Source organism: Pseudomonas sp. RIT-PI-o (genome assembly GCF_001297215.1).
GTDB lineage: Bacteria > Pseudomonadota > Gammaproteobacteria > Pseudomonadales > Pseudomonadaceae > Aquipseudomonas > Aquipseudomonas moraviensis_A.
This window is the reverse complement of record NZ_LHPA01000021.1, coordinates 13,507-39,780: the sequence shown is the minus strand read 5'-3', so window position 1 is coordinate 39,780 and position 26,274 is coordinate 13,507. Positions and strand designations below refer to the sequence as shown.

The following is a 26,274-nucleotide window of genomic DNA, read 5'->3' as shown; positions in this document are numbered from 1 at the left end:
TCTCTGCTGGAGACCCACCGCTATCGCGAGCAGGCTCACTCCTACAAGGGGACTGTTTCGACAATGAGCTATCATTGGCCCTTTCCCCCCAAAGAAAGACTGTTTGCCATGACTGCCCAAACCCTTCTCAACGCCCTCGAACACTGCGGTATGGTCGAAATCGATGGCCTGCACGCCTTCGAATTTGCCCTCGACGAGGACGATAACCTGCACATCGAATGCATCGATGGCCGTGAAGCCAAGCACTGGGAATTCACCCCGGCGCAGGTCGCGGCGGCGACGTTCGATGAGACGCTGCAGAGCTGGCTGATCATCGGATTCGCCAGCGACACCAAGACCACGGGCGAGCATCGCCTGGTGTGTCTCGGCGACGTAGTCAGCAGCAGCGACGACGAGGATGACGATAATGAAAATGCGTAATTTCTGGCCCCTGCTGATGGCCGGCAGCGTCGGCGCGATGGGCCTGTCCAGCGCCAGCGCCGAGACCTTGCAGTTGCTGGTCGGCTCTTACACCGCCGGTTCCAGCCAGGGCATCTACCGCATGCAGTTCGACAGCGCCACCGGCCAGATCGATGCCAAGCCGCTGCAAGTGGTCAAGACTGAAAACCCATCGTGGCTGACACTCTCGAAAGACCAGAAACGCCTGTTCGTGGTCAACGAAAACGGCCCCGGCCAGACCGATCCGGTCGGTCGTGTCAGCAGCTATGCCATCGACCCGAAAACCCATGCGCTGAGCCTGATCAATCAAGTGCAGAGCCTGGGCAACGAGCCGACCCATTCCAGCCTCAGTGCTGATGCCAAGCATCTGTTCGTCAGCAACTACTCGGTGATGGAAGATCCGGGCGGCACCCTGGCGGTGTTGCCGGTCGATGGCGACGGTCAACTGAAACCGGTGGTGCAGATGAGCGGCCACCCGGCCAGTCGGGTCAACCCTGAGCGCCAGGCTTCCAACCACGTGCACTCGACCGTGTCTTCGCCGGACGGTCGCTACGTGTTCTCCAATGACTTGGGCGCGGACAAGGTTTTCATCTATCAATATGATCCGAAGGCCAACCCGCACCTGCCGCTGACTCCGGCGAAAACCGCTTCGGTAGCCTTGCCGGCCGGCAGTGGCCCGCGTCATCTGCTGTTCAGCGCCGACGGCAAACACGCCTGGCTGACCATGGAGATGAGCGCGCAGGTTGCGGTGTTCGATTACAACGATGGCGTGCTGACCCAGACGCAACTCGTCGATCTCGCCGCGGGCCAGCCAACCTCGGACAAGGCGGGCGCGGCGCTGCATGCTTCAGCTGATGGCAAGTTTCTCTACGTGAGCAACCGTGGCACGGCCAATCAACTGGTGGTGTTCAGCATCGACCCGGCGAGTGGCCAGCTCAAAGAGCTGCAAAAACGCTCGGTCGAGGGTGATCACCCGCGCGAGTTTGCCCTTGATCCGAGCGGTAAATTCGTCTTGATCGCCAATCAGAAGAGCAACCAGATTGTCGTCGTCGAACGTGATGCCAAGACCGGTCTGCTCGGCAAAACCGTGCAAAAATTGCCGATCGACGCGCCAAGCGATCTGAAATTTCTAGTGCGACAATAAGCCACAGGCCCCGGTCTGCGGGGCCTGCATCGTTGTATTAATTGCACTGATAACGGCTAATGCTACAAAAGATTTCAAGCGAACAACCCTCGAGCGTTACGTTTGTTTCACAGCCCGACCGGGCAAAACATGCAAACGAACACGAGGGTTACCGCCATGAACTTCAATCTCTTCTCCGTTATCGCCGCTTCCGCCATTTCTGCCACCGTGGTATTGCCAGCCGGTGCCAACGTCGAAATCGCCAGCAAAAAATCCCACACCCAGAGCTACACCCAGAAATACCTGCAACAAAGCGCCAACTTCTACGCCGCGCTGGATCACAAAACCCAAGCCTGAAATTCCCGTCTCCTTGTAGGAGCTGCCGAAGGCTGCGATCTCTTGATCTTGTTTTTCAAAAGCAAAATCAAAAGATCGCAGCCTTCGACAGCTCCTACGCGCGTACGCGTTCTCCACTCATAGGTTTTCTCTCGCCGGCAAATAGAGCGGCTAAATAATCAACGAAGCTGATGTTTACTATGGCAAACCCTGAGTGGTTGCCTCGGCTTTTTTGATTGATTCTGTGGCCATCGAAACCTTTGCCCACGGAGAACACCATGGCCAGCGCAATCCTCACTTCCGCCAAACGCGGCGCCTATCTGGCCATCGGTCTGTACTTGGCCGTGGTGCTGTTCGTCAGCATCGGCGCGCAGATGGAACACAGCTTCGAAGCCCCGATCGACGTCGCCCACCCTGGCATCCAGTTCGAACTGCGCTCGCAAAGCGCGATGGTCGACAGGGCCGAACTCGCAGGAGTCGGCGGCGCATGAAAGGCTACAGACTCTGGGTCATCGCCAGTCTGGCATTGATGACCAACGGCGCCTCATTGCTGGGGTTCGGCCAGGGCTCGGTGGGCGGATTGGCCCGGGCCATAGAGGCCAACCACAACATCGCGCACAACATCGAACGCGCCAACACGCTGGGGCTGATGGCCGGCAATCCACCGGTCAAGGTCTCAGTGGATTTTCTCGGACCGTTTGAAGTGGATTGCATGGCACTTGGCATGTGCCAAGCACTGGCGTAGGCAACGCGGACCATTGTGGCGAGGGAGCTTGCTCCCTCGCCACAGGTGTGTGTGAGGCCGAGATTCAGCTCGACTTCTTCATGATTGAAGTGAACAGTTCGGATTCGAGGAGACGCTGCAACCAGGCTTGCAAACGAACGTACGGGGTCTGCGCAAACCACTCCCGATCAACATGAGCGAACTGCCGGACGAAGGGCAGCAGGGCGATGTCGGCGAGGCTTTGATGATCGGCCAGCAAATATTCGCGGCCTTCGAGCAGCTCATCCAGCTTCTGCAGAAACAATCCACCTTCAGCGCGATAAGCTTCCATCGGCTGCTCAGGGTAGCGCTCGGCATACTTGTAACGATTCAAAGCTGTTTTGAAAATCTGATCATTGCCCTCAATCAGCTTTTCCATCCACAGCGCCGCGAATGAATCTCCGGCCAGCGACCAATCATCCGGATCATTCTGCGCCAACGCCCAGCGCATGATCTGCAGGCTCTCATCAATCACCACGCCATCGGCATCCAGCACCGGCACCGTGCCCTTGGGCGAGAGCGCGAGCATCTGCGCCGGCTTGTCCTTGAGGCTGACCTCAACAATCTCCACCGGTACGTCCGCATAACGCAGCGCCATCCGCGCCCGCATCGCGTAAGGGCAGCGGCGGAACGAATACAGCGTGTTCATTTCACCTCCAGCGTGCTCAAACCATTGCCCTGGCGCCGCACCTGAATCTGCACCGGGATGCGTTCGTGCATTTCCTGCACATGGGAAATCACCGCCACCTTGCGCCCTTGCGCCTGCAATCCATCCAGTGCATCCATGGCCAGTTGCAGCGATTCCGGATCGAGGCTGCCGAAACCTTCGTCGATAAACAGCGATTCGATTTTCAGCGTGCTCGACGCCATCGAAGCCAGACCCAGCGCCAACGCCAGCGAGACGAGGAACGTCTCGCCGCCGGACAACGAATGTACCGAGCGCAGTTCGTCGCCCATTTCCGTGTCCATCACCAGCAGGCCGAGCATGCTGCCGCCACGTTTGAGGCGATAGCGTTTGACCAGTTGGCGCAGTTGCGCGTTGGCGTGATGCACCAGCAGGTCGAGGTTGTAGGCCTGGGCGATCTTGCGGAAGGTGTCGCCGGTGGCCGAGCCGATCAACGCACTGAGCCGCGCCCAGCGTTGATACTCGGCATAAGCCTCGGCGATCTGCTGGGCCAGCGCCTGATTGGCGTTCTGCCGGCGCTGGTCTTCAACCTGTTCGGCGCGCAACTCGGCGCACTGCTGCTCACTGACGGCGAACTGTTTTTGCAATTCAGCGAGGGCGCTATCGAGCTGTTCGGCGTCAAGATTGTCGTCTTGCCGGGCCTGATGATCGAGCAGGCGCTGATCGCGCTCCTGCAACAAGACCTGGGCCTGTTCGATGGCTTTTTCGTTGTGCTGAAGAGTCTGGCGCAATTCGGCGACCTGCGCGTCATCGAAGCGCAGCAAGTCTTCGAGGCCGCCGTCATCCAGTTCCGGATGGTTGGCGCGCCAATCGGCGATCTTGGCGGCGAGTGCCCAATCTTCAGCTTGCAGTGCTTGCAGGCGATCCTGCTGCGCCTTGAGCTCAGCGGCGATTTGCACCAGCTGCGTGCGTACGGTCTGCAGTTCCTCAGCCGTGCTGGTCTCGGCAATACGCGCCTGTTCCACCGCGTGTTCCAACTGCTGCTGCCAATGCTCGGCGCTGCTGTGCTCGCCAATCAGTAGCGCGAGTTTTTCCTGACAGCTTTGCTGCTGCTCGGTCAACGCCGTGAATTGCTCCTCGACGTTTTGCAGTTGCTGAGTGCGCAACTGCTGGCGATCCTGTTCTTTCTCGAGGGTTAGCTGGCGTTGCTGCTGTTCGCTCAGTTCTTCCTTTTGCTGCTCGAGCTGGGCCAGACGCTCGGCGATCTGCCGATCCAGTTGCAGGAACGTCGCGGCCGGCTCAAGGCGCAGTGCTTCGAGGGTGTCAGCCGGCAGCAGCGGGCCGAACGCGTTGAGTTCCTCCTCAAGGCGCTGACGGTCGCTGTTGAGTTCATGCTGCTGATGGCTCAGCTGTTGCGCCGCTTGCTGATGGGCGGCCTCGGCCTGACGCAATTGCTGCGACAGACGCGCGGCGTCCTGCTGCAAGGTGAGCAGGGCGCTCTGGCGTTGTTCGTCCTGAGTGATGCTTTGGTTCAACTGCTCGTTCTGGCGGCTGAGCCAGGCGTCGCGTTTGTCGGCGTCCTGATTGAACAGTTGCGCGGCCAGCGGATGCGCGTCGAGGCTTGGGGCCAGGGCTTGTTGCTGCGCAGCCAGTTGTTCCTGTTGCTGGAGCAATTCTTTCTGTTGCGCGATCACGCCACCGACTTCGCCGCGCAGTTCGATCAGTTTTTCCTTGAGCTGATCGACCACTTGCTGGGCATTGGCCTGTTCGCTTTCATCGTGGCGCCCGAGGCTTTGCAGCAGCGCTTCGGGCTGATGATACGGATGCTCGTTGCTGCCGCAGACCGGGCAGGGCTGATCGTCCTGCAACTGCGCGCGCAACTCTTCGACACTGGCACTGCGCGCCAGCCGCTGACGCTCGAGCAGTTCGCGAGTGACATTGAGGGTCTGCTCGGCGACGGTCAGTTCGGCCTTGGTTTTCACACCGTCCTGGGTCAGACGTTCACGTTGCTGCTGCGCGTCGAGCTGACGCTGTTGCAACTCGGCGCTGCGCTTGTCGAGATCCTGTTGAGACGCCCACAGCCGCGACAGGTCTTCGATCGCGCGCAGCTGTTTGCGGTTGTCCTGCAGCAAAGTGCCGAGCAGGCCGATCTGTTCGGCGACCGCATCCGGTTCAGCACCGGCCTCCTTGAACAGGACTTCCAGTTGCTGTTTATGCGCAGCCAGTTGTTCAGCGCTGTGCGCGGCGTTCTGTTCAAGGGACGCCAGTTCGCTCTGGCCCTTGTTCAAACGGTTGCCGATCAGCATCAGTTGTTGCAGGCGATCGCGATAGGCGCTCCAGGCATCGCTCAACGGCGCCAGATGCACACTCTGCTCAAGCCCGGTGGCGATGCGTTGCAGACGCTCGGTGACCTCAGCCTGTTTTTCCTGCAAGGCCTGAATCGCGCTCTGGCCATCCTTGAACGCTTGCTCGGCCGCTTGCCGGGCTTCGGCGCTGCTGGCAGTGTCCTTGATCAGACGGGCGAGGGTGCTTTGCTCTTCGAATGCCTGACGCAGCAGCGGCGCGTTTTCGCTCTGGCGTTGTTGCGCTTGGCTCAGGGCGACTTTTGCTGCGTCGAGGTTTTGCGCCAGTTGCGTCTGGCGTTCCCCGAGGGCCGCATGTTCTTGCGTGTGCGCGGCAATCTGCGCCGCCAGTGGCGTCAGCAGCGCATCGAGCTCGGCCTTGCGCGCGAACTGATGGCGCTGCGGGCCAAGCTGCTCCAGACGCGTCAGTTTCACCCGCTCGCCAGCCAGGGCTTGCCATTGCTGTTGCGCAGTTTGCAGTTGTTCGCTGGCGGCTTTTTGCGCGTCTTGCAACAGACGCAAATCCTTCAGCCAACCGTGTTGTTGCTCAAGCTGTTTGAGCTGCGCCTGTTGCGCTTTCATGTGTTGCTGCGCGGTGTTGAAGCGCTCGTCGAGTTCGGCGCGCGCTTCAGGTGCCAGTGGCGTGACCCCGGTGGCCTGATCCTGCAGCAGCTTGTGCGCTTCGCGGGCTTCTTTGGTCTTGTCGAAAGCGCGACGACCGAGGCGAGTGTAGAGCGCGGTGTCGGTGAGTTTTTCCAGCAGCTCACTGCGGTCGTTGTCGTCGGCCTTGAGGAACGCGCTGAATTCGCTCTGCGCCAGCAGCACAGCGCGGGTGAACTGTTCGAAATTCAGGCCCAGCGCGGCTTCCAGTTGGGTTTTGTATTCGCCTTTCTGGCTGGCGAGCAATTGATCCTGATCGATATCGCGCAGGCTCTGCCGGCTCGCTTGCAACTTGCCGCCAGCCTTCTCGCGAGCGCGGTTGGCTTCCCAACGTGCGCGATAGCGGCGGCCATCGACGCCGACAAAATCCACTTCGGCATAGCCTTCGCCCGTGCCACGACGCAGCAAGGTGCGCGGGTCGCCAGTGGCGATCTCGCCGTCGGCGTCGGGGACTTTGGCATCGCGGCCAGTGTTGTTCAGGCGCGGCACAGCGCCGAACAGTGCCAGGCACAAAGCGTCGAGCAGGGTACTTTTGCCGGCGCCGGTCGGGCCGGTGATCGCGAACAGACCGGCGCTGGCCAGCGGCTCAGCAGTGAAATCGATCTCGAACGGCCCGGCCAGCGAGGCGAGGTTCTTCAAGCGAATGGCGAGAATCTTCATGGCTGCTCGCCCTCCAGTTGCACGTCTTGCAGCAACTCGGCGAAGTCCTTGAGCGTTCGCTCATCGACCTCGCTGCCGTAATTGTCGAGCCAGGCGCGGCTGAACAATTCCTGCGGGGTGAGCTGGTCGAGTTCGATCAGCGTGCTGCCGTCATCGCTGCCATCGGCGCCACGATTGCCGGCGTATTCAGCGGCGATGCGTACCAGACGTACGGCTTTGCCTTGCAGTGCGGTCTCCACTTGATGGCGCAGATCCGGCTGCGGCTCGTCGAGGCGCACCCGCACTTCGAGCCATGGCTGGCGCTGGGTTTCGGCGAGCAGATCGACGTTCGGCAGGTCGGCCAGTTGCAGCAGAATCTCGGCCAGCGGCGCCGGGCCGATGCGCTGCAGATTGACCGAGCGCGGGATCAGTTTCGGCTCGACGCTGACCAGGGTTTCGCCGTCCAGGACCACATCGAGAATCTGATGCTGATAACCGATCTCCGAGAACGACAGCGGAATCGGCGATCCGCTGTAGCGGATGCGCTCCTCGCCGTTGACCTTCTGCGGCTTGTGCAAATGGCCGAGGGCGACATAACTGATGCTTTCGCCGAACAGGCTGGCGGGCAGCGCTTCGGCATTGCCGATGATCAGGCTGCGCTCGGAATCCTCCGATACCGAACCGCCGGCCATGTGCGCGTGGCTGATAGCGATCAACGCCTGCCCGGGCTGACGCTTGGCATTCGCCGCCGCAATCAGCCATTCATGCACCTGACCGATGCCGCGCAAATAGTTGTCGCCCAGATGCGCACCAGTGACTTCCGCCGGGCGCAAAAATGGCAGGGCCAGACACCACGCGGCGATTTCGCCCTGGGCATTCGGCAGCGGCAGCAACAGGCGCTCGGCATCGAGCTGGCCGTCATCCAGCCACAGCACCCGGCCCAACGCGTGGGTGCGCAAACGCCGCATCAGAGGCGCGGGCAATTCGATCCGCGAGCCGGAATCATGGTTGCCGGCGATCATCACGATGGTCAGGAGCGGCTGCTGTTCGTGAGCGCTGACGATGAAATCGTAGAGGCGTTCCTGTGCTTTGACCGGCGGATTGACCGTATCGAAGATGTCCCCGGCGATCAGCAGCACATCCGGCTGCGCCAGTTGCAACTGGCGCAGCAGCCATTCGAGAAAACACGCGTGCTCGAAATCGCGCTCCTGGCCGTGCAGGTTTTGCCCAAGGTGCCAGTCGGAGGTGTGGAACAGACGCAAGGTGGACTCCGCAACGTTAAATGAGGTGATGGCCGCAAAAGAACGGGGCGGCTTGAGAAAGGTGAGTTTACTGGCAAGATCAAAAGATCGCAGCCTTCGGCAGCTCCTGCACAGAATCCGTAGGAGCTGCCGAAGGCTGCGATCTTTGGCGTTTTACTTGGGATAAAGCGGCGGCAAGCCACTCTCGCCTACCGGATCCTGCACTCGCTCCGCCGCCGGAATAGTACGGATCGCCCGCCACAAATCCTCGCCCTGCCAATGCTGTCCGGTCTCGCTGTACAGCGCGCCGTTCAACCCGTCCAACGCATCCGACAACGGCACGAACCGCGCGGCCATGTCTGCCAGTGTCTCCGGTTGTTGCCGCGCCCAGGCATCCAGTGCCTGGCGGGTGGCGTGCGGGTCGTTGGCCTGGCTGGCGCGTTTGATGTCGTCGAGCAGGGTGCGCGGGCTCGGGCCGGCCTGCGCGGCGCGGTGGACTGCCGGTTGCCAGCGGGCGCGCCACCAGAGGCCGAAGCCGAGCAGGGTGGTGCAGGCGAGGATCAGGGTGCTGAGTTTCCACCACCACAGGGTGTCGTTGTCGGGTGTGCTCGGTTGCAGGGTGCCGGCCGGGGTGTCGATTTGCAGGCTCGGGTTGTTCGCCACTTGCAGGGTGCGTGCGGGCAGGCTGCTGTGTTCGAGGTGGTCTTCGAAGGTGTTCCACCAGACGACGTCGACGGTTGGCAGGTCGATCGCGCCGCTGCGGCTTGGCACCAGGGCTTCGCGTTCTTCGCGGCTGCCGATGATGCCGCGGTCGCTGCTCTGGTTGCTCAGCACCGGTTGATCGGGGTAGCGGCGCAGGCCGTTGACGTCGGTAGCGGGCAGGGCGGGCAGCTGCGAGCTGGCGAGGCCTTCGACTTTCAGGGTCAGGCTGCGGGTCAGGGAATCGCCAACCTGGGTGTGATCCGGTTCCGGGCTCCAGCTTTCGCTGAGGCTGAGACTGCGTGCCGGCAACCATGGTGCGTCGACCGGGTAGGTCAGCGGTTTCGGTTTGACCGTCAACGGGATCGACGCAGAACTGACGCGCATCAGTTTGCCGGGCTTCGGTCCCGAGGCGTCTGCTGATGGCGCGGTATCGACCAATGTGGCGCTGAAGGTCTGCGGGGCGATCGTCAGCAGGCCGCTGTGTTGCGGGTAGATCGCGTAGCGCATCTCGATCACGCCGTGGCGCAGGCCGTTGATGTCTTTCTCGTAGGTGCGGGTGTCGCCAAGTTGTTCAATGCGCGCATCGGCGATTTGCAGCGGGCTCAGGCTGCTGTCGTCGTACAGCGAGACTGAATGATAGATGCGCAGGGTCAGGATGGCCTGGGCCTGTACATAGACGCTGGTCTGATCGAGGCTGGCTTCGATGAACACCGGATCGAGGCTGTTCTTGTCTTCGCGGTGATCGCTGGCAAACACCTGCACGGTGATCGGCTGGCTTTGCGCTTCGCCCAGTTGCAGCGGCGGAATAGTTACGCTGCCGTTCTCTTTCGGCAGCAGGGTGATGATCCAGCGCGTGGTCGCACGGGTGTCGCCGTTGAGCGTGTTGAGCTGGTTGACCTGACGCGTGCCGCGCACTTCGAACAGCGCTTCCAGCGCCGACAGGTCCGGCTTGCCGAACTGGGTGACGTCATCAGTTTCGAGGGTGAGCTCGACCGTCTCGCCGGAGTTCAGGCGACTGCGATCCACGCTGGCGGTCAGCTCGGCCGCCTGAGCGGTAAACGTGCTGATCAGCAGGGGCAGCAAGAGAGCGGTGAAGCGGGTCATCGAATGTTTTCCTGATCCTGATGTTGTTGCTGTTCGTACCAGAATTTGCGCCTGAGCAGTTCGCCCGGGTCGTCCGGGATCTTGCCCAGCCATTGCTCGAGCGCCTGACGCTGTTCGCCTTCGAGATTGTTCTCGCTCGGGCGCAGGGTCGGCACCGTGTCGGTTTCCTCTTCCTCGTTGCTGCCGGGGATTTCGTTGGGGCCTGGCAGTGGCGGGGCGGTCGGAGGTGGTTCGCTCGCGGACTCGGCCGGTTGCGCCTCGCTCTGGGTTTCGCTGGTCACCGCCGGAGGGGGCGCGGTGGTCGGCGAGGGCTCATCGCCGGGCAGACTTTGTTGGTTCGGCTGGTTATCCGGTTCGGTCGGCGGCGAGGCGTTTTTCTGCTTCAGCAGGTTTTCCACCAACGCCTTGTTGGTCTGCGCCGGACGCAGATCCGCTTGCAGCTCCAGCGCCTGTTCGTAGGCGTCGATTGCTGCTTCCAGCTCACCGCTTTTTGCCAGGGCGTTGCCACGATTGTAGTGGGCGCGGGCATCGCTGCCCTCGGCGAAGCGCTGAGCGGCGCCACTGTAGTCGCCGGCCTCGTACAACGCCACCCCTTGCCACTGATGATCCTCGAAATGCTGCGCGGCCTCGGCCGGGCGCTTCTGCTTGAGCAGGTGCAAACCCTGCTGGTCAGGGCGCAGCCACAAGTCTTCGAAGTCGAAAGCGTAGCTCGGTTGCGGCAGGCACCACAGCAGCGGCAGGCAGAACAGCCAGCCGCGACGCCCGGCACAGGCCGCCAGCAACAGCAGCGGCAACAGCAGCCAGTAACCCTGATCGGCCCAGGTGTCGAGGCGCACGGTCTGGCCATCGTCACGCAGGCTGCGCGGGCCGTTGAGCAGGCCAAGGGCGCCGAGATCAGCCTCGTCGAGTCGCGCCGAGCGATACTCGCCGCCGACACTGTTGAGGAAGGTCGCCAAACCCGGGCTGTCGAGTTGAGGCACGCGGATCGCGCCTTGCTCGTCCTTGAGGAAACTGCCGTCCTCCTGGGCAATCGGCGCACCTTCAGCGGTGCCGATCCCGAGCATCAGCAGTTGCGTCGACTCGCCATTGAGCGCGCGACGAATACCGCGCCGTTCCTCTTCATTGAGCGACGAACCGATCAACAGAATCCGTCCCTCACCCAGCGCCCCTTGCTTGAGCAAGGCCAGTGCCTTGTCCACTGCCAGATCGGCGCGGTGACCGCTTTGCGGCATCAGCGACGGTTTGAGTGCATCGAGCAGATTACGGCTGGTCGCCAGATCATCCGACAGCGGCACCAGCGTGTGCGCGCTGCCGGCATAAACCACGATGGCAGTCTGCGCATCGCTGCGCGCCTGCAACAGGTCGAACAGCTTGCGCCGCGCCTGCTCCAGACGTGTTGGCGGCGAGTCGGTGGCGAGCATCTCTGGCGTCAGTTCGAGCACCACCACCAGCGGATCGGCGGGTTTCTGGCTGGTCTGTTCGACGCGCTCCCAGCTCGGCCCGAGCAGCGCCAGAATGGTCAGCAACCACGCCACGCCAAGGGCGATCCACGGCAATTTGCTCTGGCGCCCGCTGCCACCACTGAGCAGGGCCGCGTGAAACGCTGGTGGCAGAATCATCTGCCAGCGACCGGCGCGCTTCTGCCGGTGCCAGAGTTGCCAGAGCAGCCAGCCGAGCAACGGCAACAGCAACAGCCACCAGGGGCGGAACCAGTGCGGCCAGAGCGCGATCATCGGCGCCTCCGCAGACGCAAACGTTGCAGGCGCTCACGCCAGTCCGGCAACGGACTTTGCAAATACAGTTGCTTGCTGAACAGGCGTTGCAGCGGGTTGTCCGGCCACAATTCGCGAACCACCAGCAACAGGCTCAACCACAGCGCCAACGCCAGCGGCCAGTGATACAAAGCCTGCGCCGGGCGTGCCTGAGTCGGTTGCTGAGTCACCGGCTCGAGCTGATCGAGGGTGTCCTTGATCGCCTGCAGCTCTTTGCCGTCGTGGGCGCGGAAGTACTGGCCGCCGGTGACTTCGGCGATGGCCTTGAGCGCCGGTTCATCCAGGTCAAGGCTCGGATTGACCCCGAGCAGCCCCGTCGAGCCGCTGTCCTCGGGATCGGCGCCGATGCCGATCGGATAGATTCTGACGCCTTCGCTGGCTGCCAGTTTCGCAGCGGTCAGGGGATTGATTTCGCCGCCATTGTTGGCGCCGTCGGTGACCAGAATCAGCACGCGACTTTGCGCCGGACGCAGACGCAGGCGTTTCAAGGCCAGGCCGATGGCATCGCCGATCGCGGTGTTCTTGCCGGCGATACCGATCCGCGCCTCGTCGAGCCACACTCGCACGGTGCGTCGGTCAAAGGTCAGCGGCGCTTGCAGGTAGGCCTGACTGCCAAACAGGATCAATCCGACGCGGTCGCCATCGCGGCTTTCAAGGAAATCGCCGAGCAAATGCTGCACCAGCGACAAGCGACTGACCTCTTCGTCCTGCCACTGCATGTCGGGGAAATCCATCGAGCCGGAGACGTCCACTGCCACCAGCAGATCACGGCCACTGGCGGCAATCGGCAGCGGTTCGCCGAGCCATTGCGGGCGGGCGGCGGCGATCAGCAGGATCAGCCACAGCAAGATAAACGGCGCCTGCTGCCGCCATGCCGGCAAGTTGGCGCGGGCACGGCGGCGGGCGAGGCCTTCGAGGTCGGCGAGGAAACTGACTTTCAGCGCCGGCTCGCCGCTGTCGGCCACCGGCAGGACCAGACGCATCAACCACGGTAGCGGCAGCAGCGCAAAGATCCACGGCCAGGCGAACTCAAACATGTTTGCGAATCCACGTGTCGACTGCCTGAGTCAGGCCGGCGATGGCTTTGTCGTCGAGTTTGCATTCCGGTTTGTACGCGCCTTCGACCAGCACCATCCAGCGCGTCAGGCCGGCAGCGGGGCAGCGGTTGTCGAGGAAGGCCAGCCATTTGCGCCCGTTGAGGGTGTGGCTCTGGCTGTACGGATAGTGGTTGCGGCACAGACGCTTGAGCAGGCCGTTGAGTTGTTGCAGCCAGGCGCCGGCCGGGGCGCCGTCGTAGGGCTTGGGCATTTGCGCCAATTCGGCGAGGGCGGCGATGCGCACCGGGTCCAGCGGTTGCTCGGCACGCACCACCGGGCGTTTCTTCATCGGAATGAAACGGCGCAGCTTCCACACGGCGAAACCCAGCAGCGGCAACAGCAGAAGCAGCAGCCACCAGCCCGGCGCCGGCGGCCAGAAGGCAATCGGCGGCGGTGAGATCAGCGGTTGCAGTTGCTCGAGGCCGTTCATCGACCTTTCCCCGGACGCTGCGGGTTCAAGAACTCGCGCATCTGCTCGACCATTTCGCTCTGCGTACTCAACGGCATCAGCAACACCCGCAGCTTTTGCGCGAGCAATTCCCAGCGAGCGATGCGCGCTTCGGCCTGGGCGCGGTAGGTCTGGCGCAGGTCGAAATTCAGCGTGTCGATTTCCAGCTGTGCGCCACGCTCGGCGAAGCGCAGCAGGCCGGCGGCGGGCAGGGCGTGATCGAGTGGATCGGACAGCGGCAACATCAGCAGATCGCAATGCCGCGCCAGCAGGCTCAGTTGCTGCTCGGCGCTGTCGGACAACGCGCGCTCATCACAAATGACGATGGCCAGACTGCCCGGCCGCAGCACTTCCCGCGCGCGGCGCAGGGCCACGCCGAAGGCATCGCGATCCGGCTCGCGCTCGCTGTGCAGCGACTGATTGACCTTGACCAGGCGGTTGAGCAATTGCAGCAGGCTCTGCTTGCTGCGCCGCGGCTTGATTTCGTAGTGCTCGTTGTCGCCGAACACCAGCCCGCCGACGCGATCGTTGTGCCCCAGCGCCGCCCAGCCGATCAACGCCGCGACTTGTGCCGCCAGCACCGACTTGAACATCAGCCCCGAACCGAAAAACAGCCGCGTGCTCTGCTCGACCATGATGAAAATCGGCCGCTCGCGCTCCTCATGGAACAGCTTGGTGTGCGGCTCCTGCGTGCGCGCGGTGACGCGCCAGTCGATGGTGCGCACATCGTCGCCGGCCTGATACACCCGCACCTGGTCGAAGTCGACGCCACGGCCACGGAATTTCGAGTGATGCAGGCCGATCAGCGGGCTTCGCTGACTCGGCGTGGAAAACAGTTGCACCTCGCGCACGCGGTGACGCATCTCGATCAGCTCGGCGAGGCTGATGCGGATACCGGGTTCGGAGGGCAGGGCGGCGTTCATGGGGGTCAAGCGACGGCGACGACGTCGAGAATCCGCTGCACCACGCGGTCCTGATCGATGCCAGCGGCTTCGGCTTCAAACGACAGAATGATGCGGTGGCGCAACACGTCGAACAGCACGGCCTGAATGTCTTCCGGGCTTACGAAGTCGCGACCGGCCAGCCAGGCGTGGGCGCGGGCGCAGCGATCCAGCGCGATCGAACCGCGCGGGCTGGCGCCATAGGCGATCCACTCGGCCATTTCCGGGTCGAACTTGGCCGGGTTGCGCGTGGCCATGACCAGTTGCACCAGGTATTCCTCCACGGCGTCGGCCATGTACAAACCGAGGATTTCCTTGCGCGCGGCGAAGATCGCCTGCTGGCTGACCCGACGCTCGGGCTTGGTCTCACCGTTCAACGCCTCGCCACGGGCCTGCTGGAGGATGCGGCGTTCAACGGCGGCGTCGGGGAAGCCGATCTTGACGTGCATGAGGAAACGATCGAGCTGGGCTTCCGGCAGCGGGTAGGTACCTTCCTGTTCGATCGGGTTCTGCGTCGCCATCACCAGGAACAGCGGCGACAGTTCATAAGTGCTGCGCCCGACACTGACCTGACGCTCGGCCATCGCTTCGAGCAGGGCCGATTGCACCTTGGCCGGCGCGCGGTTGATTTCGTCCGCCAGCACGAGGTTGTGGAAGATCGGCCCTTGCTGGAACACGAAACTGCCGGTTTCCGGGCGGTAGATCTCGGTGCCGGTGATATCGGCCGGCAGCAGGTCGGGGGTGAACTGAATACGATGGAACTGGGCTTCGATGCCCTCGGCGAGTTCTTTGATCGCTTTGGTCTTGGCCAGACCGGGAGCGCCCTCGACCAGCATGTGGCCGTCGGCGAGCAGGGCGATGAGCAAGCGCTCAATGAGTTTTTCCTGGCCGAGAATCTGCGTTGAAAGAAAGGTTCGCAGCGCCAGCAGCGCTTCACGATGTTCCATCGGTGACTGTTCCTGGAAAAGGAGTGGCCGGGGCGTTCGGATAACGCCGGGGCTGGGGGCGTTACTTTAATCCATCGCGGGGGGCGGCGACTAACGGCATTTGCGCGATTTGTCAGTATCGGCCCTCGTTTGCACTGTGTGGGGCCGTTTCTGGACGTTTTTGCGATTCAGGTCTGCGTGTGCAAGCTGTGCAATATGACCTTGATGGCGGGGCGCTCAAGCAGTTCGAACCATTTGCCTTCATCAACGATGGCGCCTTGCTGCATGACGAGCACGCGGTCAAAACGATGGAGATGTTCAACATCATGGGTGACACATATAAAGCCCTGTCCAGCGAATGTCTTGAATAGCAAATCCCACACTGGTGTGGCGAGTTTCGGTTCAATCGAAGCACTCGGCTCATCAAACAGATTGAATTTGCCCGGTCGATTCAGGAGTCGCAGCAACGAAAGCCGCTTCGCTTCACCTCCGGAGATATTGGTGGCGTTTTCAGCGATGTGACCTCGGCCAATGATTTCATCAAGCTGGAGGCATTGAATTGCCTCGTTCAAGGTCTTCGACCGCTCAACACCGAAAAGTACGGACTGTTCAAAACTTCCTTCCAGGAACTGCGGAGACTGGGGGCTGTAACGCACCGTTTCCAGATGAGCGCGAGCATTTAAGCGATCTATGCATAGCTCGTCGATGAACAGCCGAGGCCGCACCGAAAAATCCAGTCCTGCCAGCGCTTCGAGTAACGTGGATTTGCCAGCGCCGCTGGGCCCGATGATCGCGACGGATTGGCCCTGTCGGAAGCTGATCTGGCGGGCAATTGATAGCCGCGCAACGCCGTTATGGGTGATCTCGCAGGGCTCGAGCCGTAATGTTGATAGGTTATGCAACGCATCAGAGTAATTGCGGCGATCGTTATCGAAGTCACCAGTTGCAAGTAATTCTTTGAGTCGCCGTTGATCAGCCGAGAATTGATCCAGCACCCGATAGCCTTCGGTCAGCGCCGATACATTCAACAGGAACGTACCAGCAATAGAGAAAATGGCCACCAACTGACCGACGCTGATACTTGCTTGTCCGGACGTCTGATCCATAACTCCCCAAGCCAACAAACCGCCGGTGGACAGGCTGATAAACAAAATCTTCGCCGCGCTCAACAGTCCGCCCGAGCCTGCTACGGTCACCGCAGCATTGGCGTAGCGCTCAAACGCTCGGTTCAAGGGTTGCAGGGCCGTGCGTTCGGCGCGTTCCAGTTTTATCGATTTACCAGCCCTCAAAGTATTGACCAAGGTTGCACTCAGCTCATCCTCCTGGTCATTAACAGCATCGATGTGTTTTCTGCGCCATCGAATAATCCGGTGAGTTGCATAGAGATAACAGCCACCGAGGCCTGCTAGCGCGCAGAAAACCCAGGCTCCGCCCATATACCAGAATGCGCCGGCCACAATAAGAAATTCCAGACACAGGGGAAAACCCGTAGTGACGAAGAACATCAGCAACTGTTCGTGGGCAGTGATTCCGCGCTCGACCGACTTGATGAACTGTCCTATTCGCCACGTGCCGAACTGGGAAAAGTCCTTGCCCATCAACCGCGCCATCCAATTGATGGAAGCATCCATGACAATTCGCTGGACGAGCTTTGAGAGCAGCAGCGTTTGCAGGGGGGTGGTCATCGACTGAATGCAACCGGCCAGCGTAAAAGCTGCGGTGAAAAAAAGCAGCGTACGCAGCGTTGTGTGATCGGCATCGTTTAGTGAATCGACGATCTTGCCCAACAACAAAGGAGGGGCCAGGGCCAGGATTTTCAGGGTGATGGTTGCGCCTATTGTCATCACCAGCAGGAGTCGATGTTTCTCGCAGGCTGTTCTTATAAATGTATGCATGAGTGTGCCTGTGGTCGTTTTGAATCACGCCGTTGGCGAACTCCTGGTGCCGAGCAAAATGTGCTGAGGAGCTACGGGTTGGCCATTTCTGATTATGTTGAATCGTTCGAGACCCGGGATATAAGTCTGGGTAACTACGTTGGTCCCGGGATACTCCATGACTGTTCTGAAAAATAGGACTTTGTTCATGCCGCTCAGGTTTTTTCGGAGCAAGGCAAGTTGTTCAGGAACAGAGAGTGCAGGTAGGTTTTTTGAGGGTGCCAGGGTATTGAGTTTCAAGTTTTTAACAGGTGCGAAGTCTATCAGCTGTTTCAGTTTCTCGGATTGACAAAGCACATCAAGTACCTTTCGGTCCGCGATTTCATCGTTGGCGTCGTATAAGGCGTTTGATTGGAACTGCTCCGTTACCGCTCTTTGGATGGCGATAAATATGTCCAAAGAACAGCCGGAGCCGATTGCGGATATATGTCGGTCGCCGGGGCCGGTTCGTGGGAATGCAACTGCCAGATAAACTTCTGACTCGTCTTTGATAATGATGATCTGCAAAGCTTCGGCAGCCCGTAGCGCGTATGAGTTGTTGAACAGGGCTTGCGCAAGCAGGGGCGCCGATGGTGAGTAGAGATCGATCGGAGGTATCAGTCTGCAGACGGCCATGAAAAACCGGGACAACAGGTGTCGCTCAATCAGTTCCAGGGTACCGTGCAGCAGTGCTTCTGATTTCGTGCAGCCGAAAGCAGTTCCGGAGTTAGAGGCGTAGCGATTTAAAAAGCGCGTCGGTTGACTCGTTGTTTTACGTTCATCTTTGACCGGATACAGCAGGGCGCATGGCACAAAAAGCCCGGCGCAGCCGTCGAGTGCTGGAAGCTGCAGACACTGTAGAGGCTCGATGTTTTTTTGCAGACTTGTGAAAATGCCGTCCGACTCGACCCCGTTCTGCGAAGCGATGTCACTGCAACCAAGCGTTGTGCAAAATGGCGGCTCGGCGTGAAACATCGCGTAGTGCTCAAGGCTTTCAGCAAGTGCACCTACAAGCGCGTCGGGACCTTTGCCTGCGCCTGATTCAATCAGCGTGTTGTATTCGTTATAAAGTTCGGCAGTAGCGACCAGATTACCGTCATCGACATAGCGCACTCGCGCTCTCAAACCCAGTGTCTGGATAACATTGTTTATTCGGACAAACGCTTCGCTGGATGAAATCTCACGCTCTGACATGGTGAGCCTCGTGGGCTTGAATGCCGAAAGATCGACTTTCGGCATTTTCAGGATTGGCTGATCGGGAGGCCGAGTCAGCGGGTCAGGGAGGCGAAGAAGTCCAGTTCCGTCGCCAGGAAACCTTCAAAGTGGCCCGAGCCATAAGGCAAATCATCGAAGGTGTTTATTTCAGAACGTTTTCTACCCATTACATATGACTCCATTGAATATCACGTTGTCGGCACTTTTTTGTGCGCCGAGCTTGCATGTTTTTTTGCAAGCGCAACGAGTAATAACAAGGGAGGGTTGGGCCAGCAATCAGACGGCTTCCGATGATTGCGTAGGACGCTTCTTGAGGAGTAGTAGGATCGAACTTCGTGCTGTTAAACACAGCGGCGTTCTATGCAAAAAATTAGCGCGAATTATGGTTTGCAGGTGTTTAGAGCTTGTAGAGGTATCGATCAGCGTGTAATTAATGACGATGGCATAAGGGGCGATCAAATGCCGTCGTCATTTATCTTGCCATGTGAGCCGAACTGGTTATTCCAGATTAATTACAAAAGTCCCTGTCCCATCGAGAATATTCTTCAAAGTCTCGACAACCTCATCCATATCCACCATATCCGGGTTAAAGCTGATCTCCAGCACGTCGTCCCCATTCAACGCATCGGCATCCGCCGCAGCGATCTCGATCTTCAGCAGATTCGAAGTCAGCGTGACCTTTACCCCGTCCAGTGTCGAAGGTTCGCCATCCAGGGTGATCTCCAGCTCATCCTCATCCGGATAGCGGCTCATCAGGAACATCTCGCCCTTGTCGCTGTGGCAGCACAGCATGGCCATGTTGTCTTCTTCGTCGTCGCACGGGTTGACGATCAGTAGGGCGGTGGTCATTTGCATGGGGAAAATCCTGGGCAGTGGCGGCGTTACACCTGTTCGAAGGCGCGATTTTGCCAGTCTCTGCTCATTCGCGCTGCCTGCATCGGCAAAAAGTGGCAAAGCAGGACATTTCCGTCGCCCACTTCCGAGTAGCGAGAAGGGGAAATCCGACGTCAGCGTAAGGCAATTACCGGATGCGCAAAATCCGGCCGTAATTGCGATTTTTCGCTTGTGATAGCCACCTTTTTATCGGTAGTTTCGCCGCTCTTGCGCAATGGAGTGCGTTACCCAAACCCCAAAAAGGACCTTTGCCATGACCCAATACTTCGAACGCGCCGAAGAAATCCGCCACTTGTCCGATGAGCAGATCGAGGAGATCTACAAGCGCTATCTGGAAGGCGAGAAAACTGCACAACTGATGGAGGAGTTCCAGATTCCTTCTACGGTGCGCAGTCTGCTCAGGGTTCTGCCACCGATTGTCAGTGCAGACCTCACCTGCCCCTATTGCGAATTGCCGATGTGGGTGCGACGACACGCCAGAGGCACGCCGCTTTCGCTGCGCAGTACCTTCAAATGCGTACGCTGTGAACACCAGCACAGCGTGACCGGCGCCAATCGCCGCCACACCACGTGCAACTGCAAGGAATGCTTCAAGTTGCGCCAGCAGCAACTGGCGGCCCGGGCCGCGCGGGACCGTTTGGAGCTGGAGGCGCGATATGCCGCGCGAAAACCTGCAGTGCCTTACGCCAATCTGGGGTTTGTGCAGAAGTTGACGTTGCTCGCCTTGCTGGATGACGGCTATGGCGCCAACGTTGAATGGATTGCGCCGCTGAATGCGCCATCCAGAGAGGAACTGCTCGCCCAGACTTATGAGACTCGAGAAGAGTTGCTCAAAAGCCTGCATGAAGCCGGGGTGCTGGCGGTTTCCACCGATTCCGACATCAACGCGTTCGATCGCAGTGAGGGCTGCAGCATTCGCGAGTACAGCGCGGTGCGTTGGCTGCCCAACGTCACGCTCGACGGCGCCGCGCGCAGTACCCGAGAGAATCTGTACCTGATGCTGTATCAGGAGTTGTCAGGCAGCGTACAAGCTGCCTGGAAAAGCGAAATCTATTCGCTGGTTTTCAGTCTGGCCCGCGAAGAGTCCATTCAATACATCCGTGTGTTGGCCCATGAAGTGGACTTCGCCTTCACGGCCGAAGCCCGCGCCGAGGAGGTGGTCGGGCAGTTGCTGCAGGACTTTTCGGTCAGCCAGCTCTATTACTTCGCCCGGCTGGCAGTGAGAAACGCCGCGCATTTCTATGCCACCGGCAATTCCAAAGGGCGCAGTCACGCCTCCAACACCATTCCACGCAACATGCTGGGCACGGCGCAGGACGCGCTGGCGCGCAACTGGCGCAAGAATGCCCATCGCGATGCGCGGGTGCCGCAAACGGCCTTGCAGCGGTTGCTTTACGACGTCGTGCTCAAGGACAGTGGCGCCGGGTTTTCCAAATCGCCGGGCATGTACTGGCGTGACGAACTGGTCCCGCAATTCTTCAGCGCCGTAGCGTTCGACAGCGACTTGCTCAGCCATCTGCGCCTGTTCTGTCGCGAATGTGATTCGAGCAACATCGACGCCAGCATGGACAAGCAGATCCTGCAAACGATGTGCTACGACTGCGCCACGGTGAGCAAATTCAGAGCCTTTGAGGAGCTGCCAGACTGATCCGCGTCATCCGCTGGCGCTGAACCGGATGCCACGCTCAGGGTCGATAAAAGGGCCTTGGGCGTTTTCGTTTCCGGATATGTAACGTTCCTGGCGACCGTACTGGCACGAAAGTCCCGTGAAACCGGGGTTTCGAACCTGCGTTTGAGTCCACGCCTGCTAGTGTTGAAGCAGGCGAAACCCTGCATTTACGTGCCAATGACCGAATATGTCGCAGCACCGCAAGCAGACACATTGTCGCACCCATTAAGCTGCGCAACGGATGAGCACCCGTAAAGGCATTGCTGGCGGCGCTGGCAGTCGCTTTTGCAGATGCTCATTCATGGAAGGTGAATGTGACCTGAGTGTCCCGTCCAGCTTCACCCACCTGTCTCCCTGTTTCCTCTGCCCGAGAATCAGGAACAGGGCGACACGAGGCCCGAAAGGGCTGTTGCACGCGACGCTTTCCATCAATAACAAGCTTAAGCGGAGTACCACAGATGGCGTTCTTCACCGCAGCCAGCAAAGCCGACTTCCAGCACCAACTGCAAGCGGCACTGGCGCAGCACATCAGTGAACAGGCACTGCCACAAGTGGCGCTGTTCGCTGAACAATTCTTCGGCATCATTTCCCTGGACGAGCTGACTCAACGTCGCCTCTCCGACCTCGCTGGCTGTACTCTCTCTGCGTGGCGCCTGCTTGAGCGCTTCGATCACGCGCAACCGCAAGTGCGTGTCTACAACCCCGATTACGAACGCCACGGCTGGCAGTCGACCCACACCGCGGTCGAAGTGCTGCACCACGACCTGCCATTTCTGGTCGACTCGGTGCGCACCGAGCTGAACCGTCGCGGCTACAGCATTCACACCTTGCAGACCACCGTGCTCAGCGTGCGTCGTGGCAGCAAGGGCGAATTGCTGGAAATCCTGCCAAAAGGCAGCACCGGCGAAGGCGTACTGCACGAATCGCTGATGTATCTGGAAATCGACCGTTGCGCCAACGCGGCCGAGCTCAATGTGCTGAGCAAAGAGCTTGAGCAGGTGCTCGGTGAAGTGCGCGTCGCCGTTGCTGACTTCGAGCCGATGAAAGCCAAGGTGCAGGACATCCTCACCCGTCTCGACAACAGCGCTTATCCGGTTGATGCCGACGAGAAGAACGAAGTCAAAAGCTTCCTGGAATGGCTGGTGGGCAACCACTTCACCTTCCTCGGCTACGAAGAGTTCGTGGTCACCGATCAGGCCGATGGCGGCCACATCGAGTACGACCAGAACTCCTTCCTCGGCCTGACCAAACTGCTGCGCACCGGCCTGACCTACGAAGACCTGCGCATCGAAGACTACGCCGTCGCCTACCTGCGCGAACCGACCCTGCTGTCGTTCGCCAAGGCTGCGCACCCGAGCCGTGTGCACCGTCCGGCCTACCCGGACTACGTGTCGATCCGTGAAATCGACGCCGACGGCAAAGTCATCAAGGAACACCGCTTCATGGGCCTGTACACCTCGGCGGTGTATGGCGAGAGCGTGCGGGTCATCCCGTTCATCCGCCGCAAGGTCGAAGAAATCGAGCGCCGCTCGGGCTTCCAGTCCAAGGCTCACCTGGGCAAGGAACTGGCGCAGGTGCTCGAAGTGCTGCCGCGTGACGACCTGTTCCAGACCCCGGTCGACGAGCTGTTCACCACCGTGATGTCGATCGTGCAGATCCAGGAACGCAACAAGATCCGCGTGTTCCTGCGCAAAGACCCGTACGGTCGCTTCTGCTATTGCCTGGCCTATGTGCCGCGCGACATCTATTCCACCGAAGTCCGCCAGAAGATCCAGCAAGTGCTGATGGAGCGCTTGAAAGCCTCTGACTGCGAATTCTGGACGTTCTTCTCCGAGTCGGTTCTGGCCCGCGTGCAGCTGATTCTGCGCGTCGATCCGAAGAACCGCCTCGACATCGACCCGGTGCTGCTGGAAAAAGAAGTGGTCCAGGCCTGCCGCAGCTGGCAGGACGACTACGCCGCACTGACCGTCGAAAGCTTCGGCGAAGCCCATGGCACCAATGTGCTGGCCGACTTCCCGAAAGGCTTCCCGGCCGGTTACCGCGAGCGCTTCGCGGCGCATTCGGCCGTGGTCGACATGCAGCACCTGCTGAGCCTCAACGAAAAAAATCCGTTGGTGATGAGCTTCTACCAGCCGCTGGGCCAGGTTTCCGGCCAGCGCGAGCTGCATTGCAAGCTGTATCACGCCGACACGCCGCTGGCGCTGTCCGACGTCCTGCCGATTCTGGAAAACCTCGGCCTGCGCGTACTGGGTGAATTCCCGTATCGCCTGCGCCACACCAACGGCCGCGAATTCTGGATTCACGATTTCGCCTTTACCGCCGCCGAAGGTCTGGACCTCGACATCCAGCAACTCAACGACACCCTGCAGGACGCGTTCGTGCACATCGTGCGTGGCGATGCCGAGAACGATGCGTTCAACCGTCTGGTGCTGACCGCCGGTCTGCCATGGCGCGACGTTGCGCTGCTGCGTGCCTACGCCCGTTACCTGAAGCAGATTCGTCTGGGCTTCGACCTGGGTTACATCGCCAGCACGTTGAACAACCACACCGACATCGCTCGCGAACTGACCCGGTTGTTCAAGACCCGTTTCTACCTGGCGCGCAAGCTCGGCAGCGATGATCTGGAAGACAAGCAGCTGCGTCTGGAACAAGCGATTCTGACCGCACTGGACGATGTTCAGGTGCTCAACGAAGACCGCATCCTGCGTCGTTACCTCGACCTGATCAAAGCCACCCTGCGCACCAACTTCTATCAGACGGATGCCAACGGCCAGAACAAGTCGTACTTCAGCTTCAAGTTCAACCCGCATGCAATCCCTGAACTGCCGAAGCCAGTGCCGAAGTTCGAAATCTTCGTCTACTCGCCACGCGTCGAAGGCGTGCACCTGCGCTTCGGCAACGTCGCTCGCGGTGGTCTGCGCTGGTCCGATCGTGAAGAAGACTTCCGTACCGAAGTGCTCGGCCTGGTAAAAGCCCAGCAAGTGAAGAACTCGGTCATCGTGCCAGTGGGCGCGAAGGGCGGCTTCCTGCCGCGTCGCCTGCCACTGGGCGGCAGCCGTGACGAGATCGCGGCCGAGGGCATCGCCTGCTACCGCATCTTCATTTCCGGCCTGCTGGACATCACCGACAACCTCAAGGACGGCGCGCTGGTGCAGCCGGTCAATGTCGTCCGTCATGACGACGATGACCCGTACCTGGTGGTCGCGGCGGACAAGGGCACTGCAACCTTCTCCGATATCGCCAACGGCATCGCCATCGACTACGGCTTCTGGCTGGGTGACGCGTTCGCCTCTGGTGGTTCGGCCGGTTACGACCACAAGAAAATGGGCATCACTGCCAAAGGCGCGTGGGTCGGCGTACAACGCCACTTCCGCGAGCGCGGCATCAATGTCCAGGAAGACAGCATCACCGTGGTGGGCGTCGGCGACATGGCCGGCGACGTGTTCGGTAACGGCCTATTGATGTCCGACAAGCTGCAACTGGTCGCTGCGTTCAACCACATGCACATCTTCATCGACCCGAACCCGAACCCGGCGACCAGCTTCGTCGAGCGTCAGCGTCTGTTCGACCTGCCGCGTTCGGCCTGGACCGATTACGACACCAGCATCATGTCCGAAGGTGGCGGTATCTTCTCGCGCAGCGCTAAGAGCATCGCGATCTCGCCGCAGATGAAAGAACGCTTCGACATCCAGGCTGACAAGCTGACCCCGACCGAACTGCTCAATGCCTTGCTCAAGGCACCGGTGGATCTGTTGTGGAACGGCGGTATCGGCACTTACGTCAAGGCGAGCACCGAAAGCCACGCCGATGTCGGCGACAAGGCTAACGACGCGCTGCGCGTGAACGGCAACGAGCTGCGCTGCAAAGTCGTGGGCGAGGGCGGTAACCTCGGCATGACCCAACTGGGTCGTGTGGAATTCGGTCTCAATGGCGGCGGTTCCAACACCGACTTCATCGACAACGCCGGTGGCGTGGACTGCTCCGACCACGAAGTGAACATCAAGATCCTGCTGAACGAAGTGGTTCAGGCCGGTGACATGACCGACAAGCAACGCAACCAGTTGCTGGCGAGCATGACCGACGAAGTCGGCAATCTGGTGTTGGGCAACAACTACAAGCAGACTCAGGCCCTGTCCCTGGCGGCGCGCCGTGCTTACGCGCGCATCGCTGAGTACAAGCGTCTGATGAGCGATCTGGAAGGCCGTGGCAAGCTGGATCGCGCCATCGAGTTCCTGCCGACCGAAGAGCAACTGACCGAGCGCGTCGCGGAGGGCCACGGCCTGACTCGTCCTGAGCTGTCGGTGCTGATTTCCTACAGCAAGATCGACTTGAAAGAGCAGCTGCTCGGTTCGCTGGTGCCGGACGACGACTACCTGACCCGCGACATGGAAACGGCGTTCCCGCCGACCCTGGTCAGCAAGTTCTCCGAAGCCATGCGTCGTCACCGTCTGAAGCGCGAGATCGTCAGCACCCAGATCGCCAACGATCTGGTCAACCACATGGGCATCACCTTCGTGCAACGACTCAAAGAGTCGACCGGCATGAGCCCGGCGAACGTGGCTGGCGCTTACGTGATCGTGCGTGACATCTTCCACCTCCCGCACTGGTTCCGTCAGATCGAAGCGCTGGACTACCAGGTTTCCGCTGACGTGCAACTGGAGCTGATGGACGAGTTGATGCGTCTGGGGCGCCGTGCCACCCGCTGGTTCCTGCGTGCCCGTCGCAACGAGCAGAACGCTGCCCGTGACGTCGCGCATTTCGGTCCGCACCTGAAAGAACTGGGCCTGAAACTCGACGAACTGCTCAGCGGCGAAATCCGCGAGAACTGGCAGTCGCGCTATCAGGCCTACGTCGAAGCCGGTGTGCCGGAATTGCTGGCGCGGATGGTTGCGGGCACTTCGCACCTGTACACGCTGCTGCCGATCATCGAAGCGGCCGACGTCACCGGGCAGAACCCGGCCGAAGTAGCCAAGGCCTACTTCGCCGTCGGCTCTGCGCTGGACATCACCTGGTACCTGCAACAGATCAGCGCGCTGCCGGTGGAAAACAACTGGCAGGCCCTGGCCCGTGAAGCGTTCCGTGATGACGTCGACTGGCAGCAGCGGGCGATCACCATCTCCGTCCTGCAACAGGGCGACGGCTCCCAGGACGTGGAAGCACGCCTGGCACTGTGGATGGCCCAGCACGAAAGCATGATCGAGCGCTGGCGCGCCATGCTGGTGGAAATCCGCGCGGCAAGCGGCACGGACTACGCCATGTACGCGGTGGCTAACCGTGAACTGCTGGATCTGGCGTTGAGCGGGCAAGCGATCGTGCCTGCTGCCACCGCGAATGCCGAGCTTGAACTGGCGTAAGTAGTGGCTGAATGAAAAAGCCCCGCTCTCGAAAGAGGCGGGGCTTTTTCTTGTCCGTCATTCAGAACGCAT

General features: G+C 60.4%; 19 protein-coding genes. 7 read left to right on the top strand and 12 right to left on the bottom strand.

The window, feature by feature from the left end; translation table 11 throughout:
- The first annotated feature begins 63 nt into the window (after positions 1-63).
- The 5 genes from AEQ63_RS11155 (at position 64) to AEQ63_RS11135 (ending at position 2,642) form a co-directional block, all read left to right on the top strand.
- Positions 64-420 (top strand): DUF5629 family protein, encoded by a 357-nt coding sequence (locus AEQ63_RS11155; RefSeq protein ID WP_177330595.1) that lies wholly within the window; start codon positions 64-66, stop codon positions 418-420.
- Positions 407-1,582: a lactonase family protein gene (locus AEQ63_RS11150; protein WP_064363436.1), complete on the top strand. Its 1,176-nt coding sequence runs from the start codon at positions 407-409 to the stop codon at positions 1,580-1,582. Before AEQ63_RS11155 ends, AEQ63_RS11150 begins: the two co-directional genes overlap by 14 nt.
- A 156-nt stretch (positions 1,583-1,738) precedes the next feature.
- Entirely contained in the window at positions 1,739-1,918 is a 180-nt protein-coding gene (locus tag AEQ63_RS11145) for a hypothetical protein (protein ID WP_016775003.1), read from the top strand.
- A gap of 257 nt (positions 1,919-2,175) precedes the next feature.
- A complete protein-coding gene (locus AEQ63_RS11140) occupies positions 2,176-2,388 on the top strand; it encodes a hypothetical protein (RefSeq protein WP_042606783.1) in 213 nt (70 codons plus the stop codon).
- Complete coding sequence (locus AEQ63_RS11135; protein ID WP_064363435.1) at positions 2,385-2,642, top strand: hypothetical protein; 258 nt, start codon at positions 2,385-2,387, stop codon at positions 2,640-2,642. Before AEQ63_RS11140 ends, AEQ63_RS11135 begins: the two co-directional genes overlap by 4 nt.
- 64 nt (positions 2,643-2,706) lie before the next feature.
- On the opposite strand, the gene AEQ63_RS11130 is transcribed toward AEQ63_RS11135, so the two are convergent.
- From AEQ63_RS11130 to AEQ63_RS11075, 12 genes are all read right to left on the bottom strand, one after another.
- Positions 2,707-3,309, bottom strand: coding sequence for a glutathione S-transferase (locus tag AEQ63_RS11130; protein ID WP_064363434.1), 603 nt, complete (start codon positions 3,307-3,309; stop codon positions 2,707-2,709).
- On the bottom strand, positions 3,306-6,947 hold the full coding sequence (locus AEQ63_RS11125; RefSeq protein ID WP_064363433.1) for an AAA family ATPase: 3,642 nt from the start codon (positions 6,945-6,947) through the stop codon (positions 3,306-3,308). The genes AEQ63_RS11130 and AEQ63_RS11125 overlap by 4 nt, the downstream gene beginning before the upstream one ends.
- A complete protein-coding gene (locus AEQ63_RS11120; protein WP_064363432.1) occupies positions 6,944-8,188 on the bottom strand; it encodes an exonuclease SbcCD subunit D C-terminal domain-containing protein in 1,245 nt (414 codons plus the stop codon). Before AEQ63_RS11120 ends, AEQ63_RS11125 begins: the two co-directional genes overlap by 4 nt.
- Positions 8,189-8,341: 153 nt before the next feature.
- Entirely contained in the window at positions 8,342-9,973 is a 1,632-nt protein-coding gene (locus AEQ63_RS11115; RefSeq protein ID WP_064363431.1) for a BatD family protein, read from the bottom strand.
- Positions 9,970-11,706, bottom strand: coding sequence for a vWA domain-containing protein (locus tag AEQ63_RS11110; RefSeq protein ID WP_064363430.1), 1,737 nt, complete (start codon positions 11,704-11,706; stop codon positions 9,970-9,972). Before AEQ63_RS11110 ends, AEQ63_RS11115 begins: the two co-directional genes overlap by 4 nt.
- On the bottom strand, positions 11,703-12,782 hold the full coding sequence (locus tag AEQ63_RS11105) for a vWA domain-containing protein (protein ID WP_064363429.1): 1,080 nt from the start codon (positions 12,780-12,782) through the stop codon (positions 11,703-11,705). The genes AEQ63_RS11110 and AEQ63_RS11105 overlap by 4 nt, the downstream gene beginning before the upstream one ends.
- A complete protein-coding gene (locus AEQ63_RS11100; RefSeq protein WP_042606790.1) occupies positions 12,775-13,272 on the bottom strand; it encodes a DUF4381 domain-containing protein in 498 nt (165 codons plus the stop codon). The genes AEQ63_RS11105 and AEQ63_RS11100 overlap by 8 nt, the downstream gene beginning before the upstream one ends.
- Entirely contained in the window at positions 13,269-14,213 is a 945-nt protein-coding gene (locus tag AEQ63_RS11095; RefSeq protein ID WP_016774988.1) for a DUF58 domain-containing protein, read from the bottom strand. The genes AEQ63_RS11100 and AEQ63_RS11095 overlap by 4 nt, the downstream gene beginning before the upstream one ends.
- Before the next feature lie 5 nt (positions 14,214-14,218).
- Positions 14,219-15,178 (bottom strand): AAA family ATPase, encoded by a 960-nt coding sequence (locus tag AEQ63_RS11090; RefSeq protein ID WP_007913915.1) that lies wholly within the window; start codon positions 15,176-15,178, stop codon positions 14,219-14,221.
- Positions 15,179-15,345: 167 nt separating this feature from the next.
- Complete coding sequence (locus tag AEQ63_RS11085; protein WP_064363428.1) at positions 15,346-17,052, bottom strand: ATP-binding cassette domain-containing protein; 1,707 nt, start codon at positions 17,050-17,052, stop codon at positions 15,346-15,348.
- A gap of 24 nt (positions 17,053-17,076) precedes the next feature.
- Complete coding sequence (locus AEQ63_RS27180) at positions 17,077-18,264, bottom strand: YcaO-like family protein (RefSeq protein ID WP_082367793.1); 1,188 nt, start codon at positions 18,262-18,264, stop codon at positions 17,077-17,079.
- A gap of 519 nt (positions 18,265-18,783) precedes the next feature.
- Positions 18,784-19,140, bottom strand: a complete 357-nt coding sequence (locus AEQ63_RS11075) for a hypothetical protein (protein WP_064363427.1) — start codon at positions 19,138-19,140, stop codon at positions 18,784-18,786.
- Between the two features lie 292 nt (positions 19,141-19,432).
- Between AEQ63_RS11075 and AEQ63_RS11070 the strand changes: the two genes are divergently transcribed.
- Together AEQ63_RS11070 and AEQ63_RS11065 are read left to right on the top strand one after the other, a co-directional pair.
- A complete protein-coding gene (locus AEQ63_RS11070) occupies positions 19,433-20,827 on the top strand; it encodes a hypothetical protein (protein WP_064363426.1) in 1,395 nt (464 codons plus the stop codon).
- A 479-nt stretch (positions 20,828-21,306) separates the two neighbouring features.
- Positions 21,307-26,202, top strand: coding sequence for an NAD-glutamate dehydrogenase (locus AEQ63_RS11065; RefSeq protein WP_064363425.1), 4,896 nt, complete (start codon positions 21,307-21,309; stop codon positions 26,200-26,202).
- Positions 26,203-26,274: the final 72 nt, after the last annotated feature.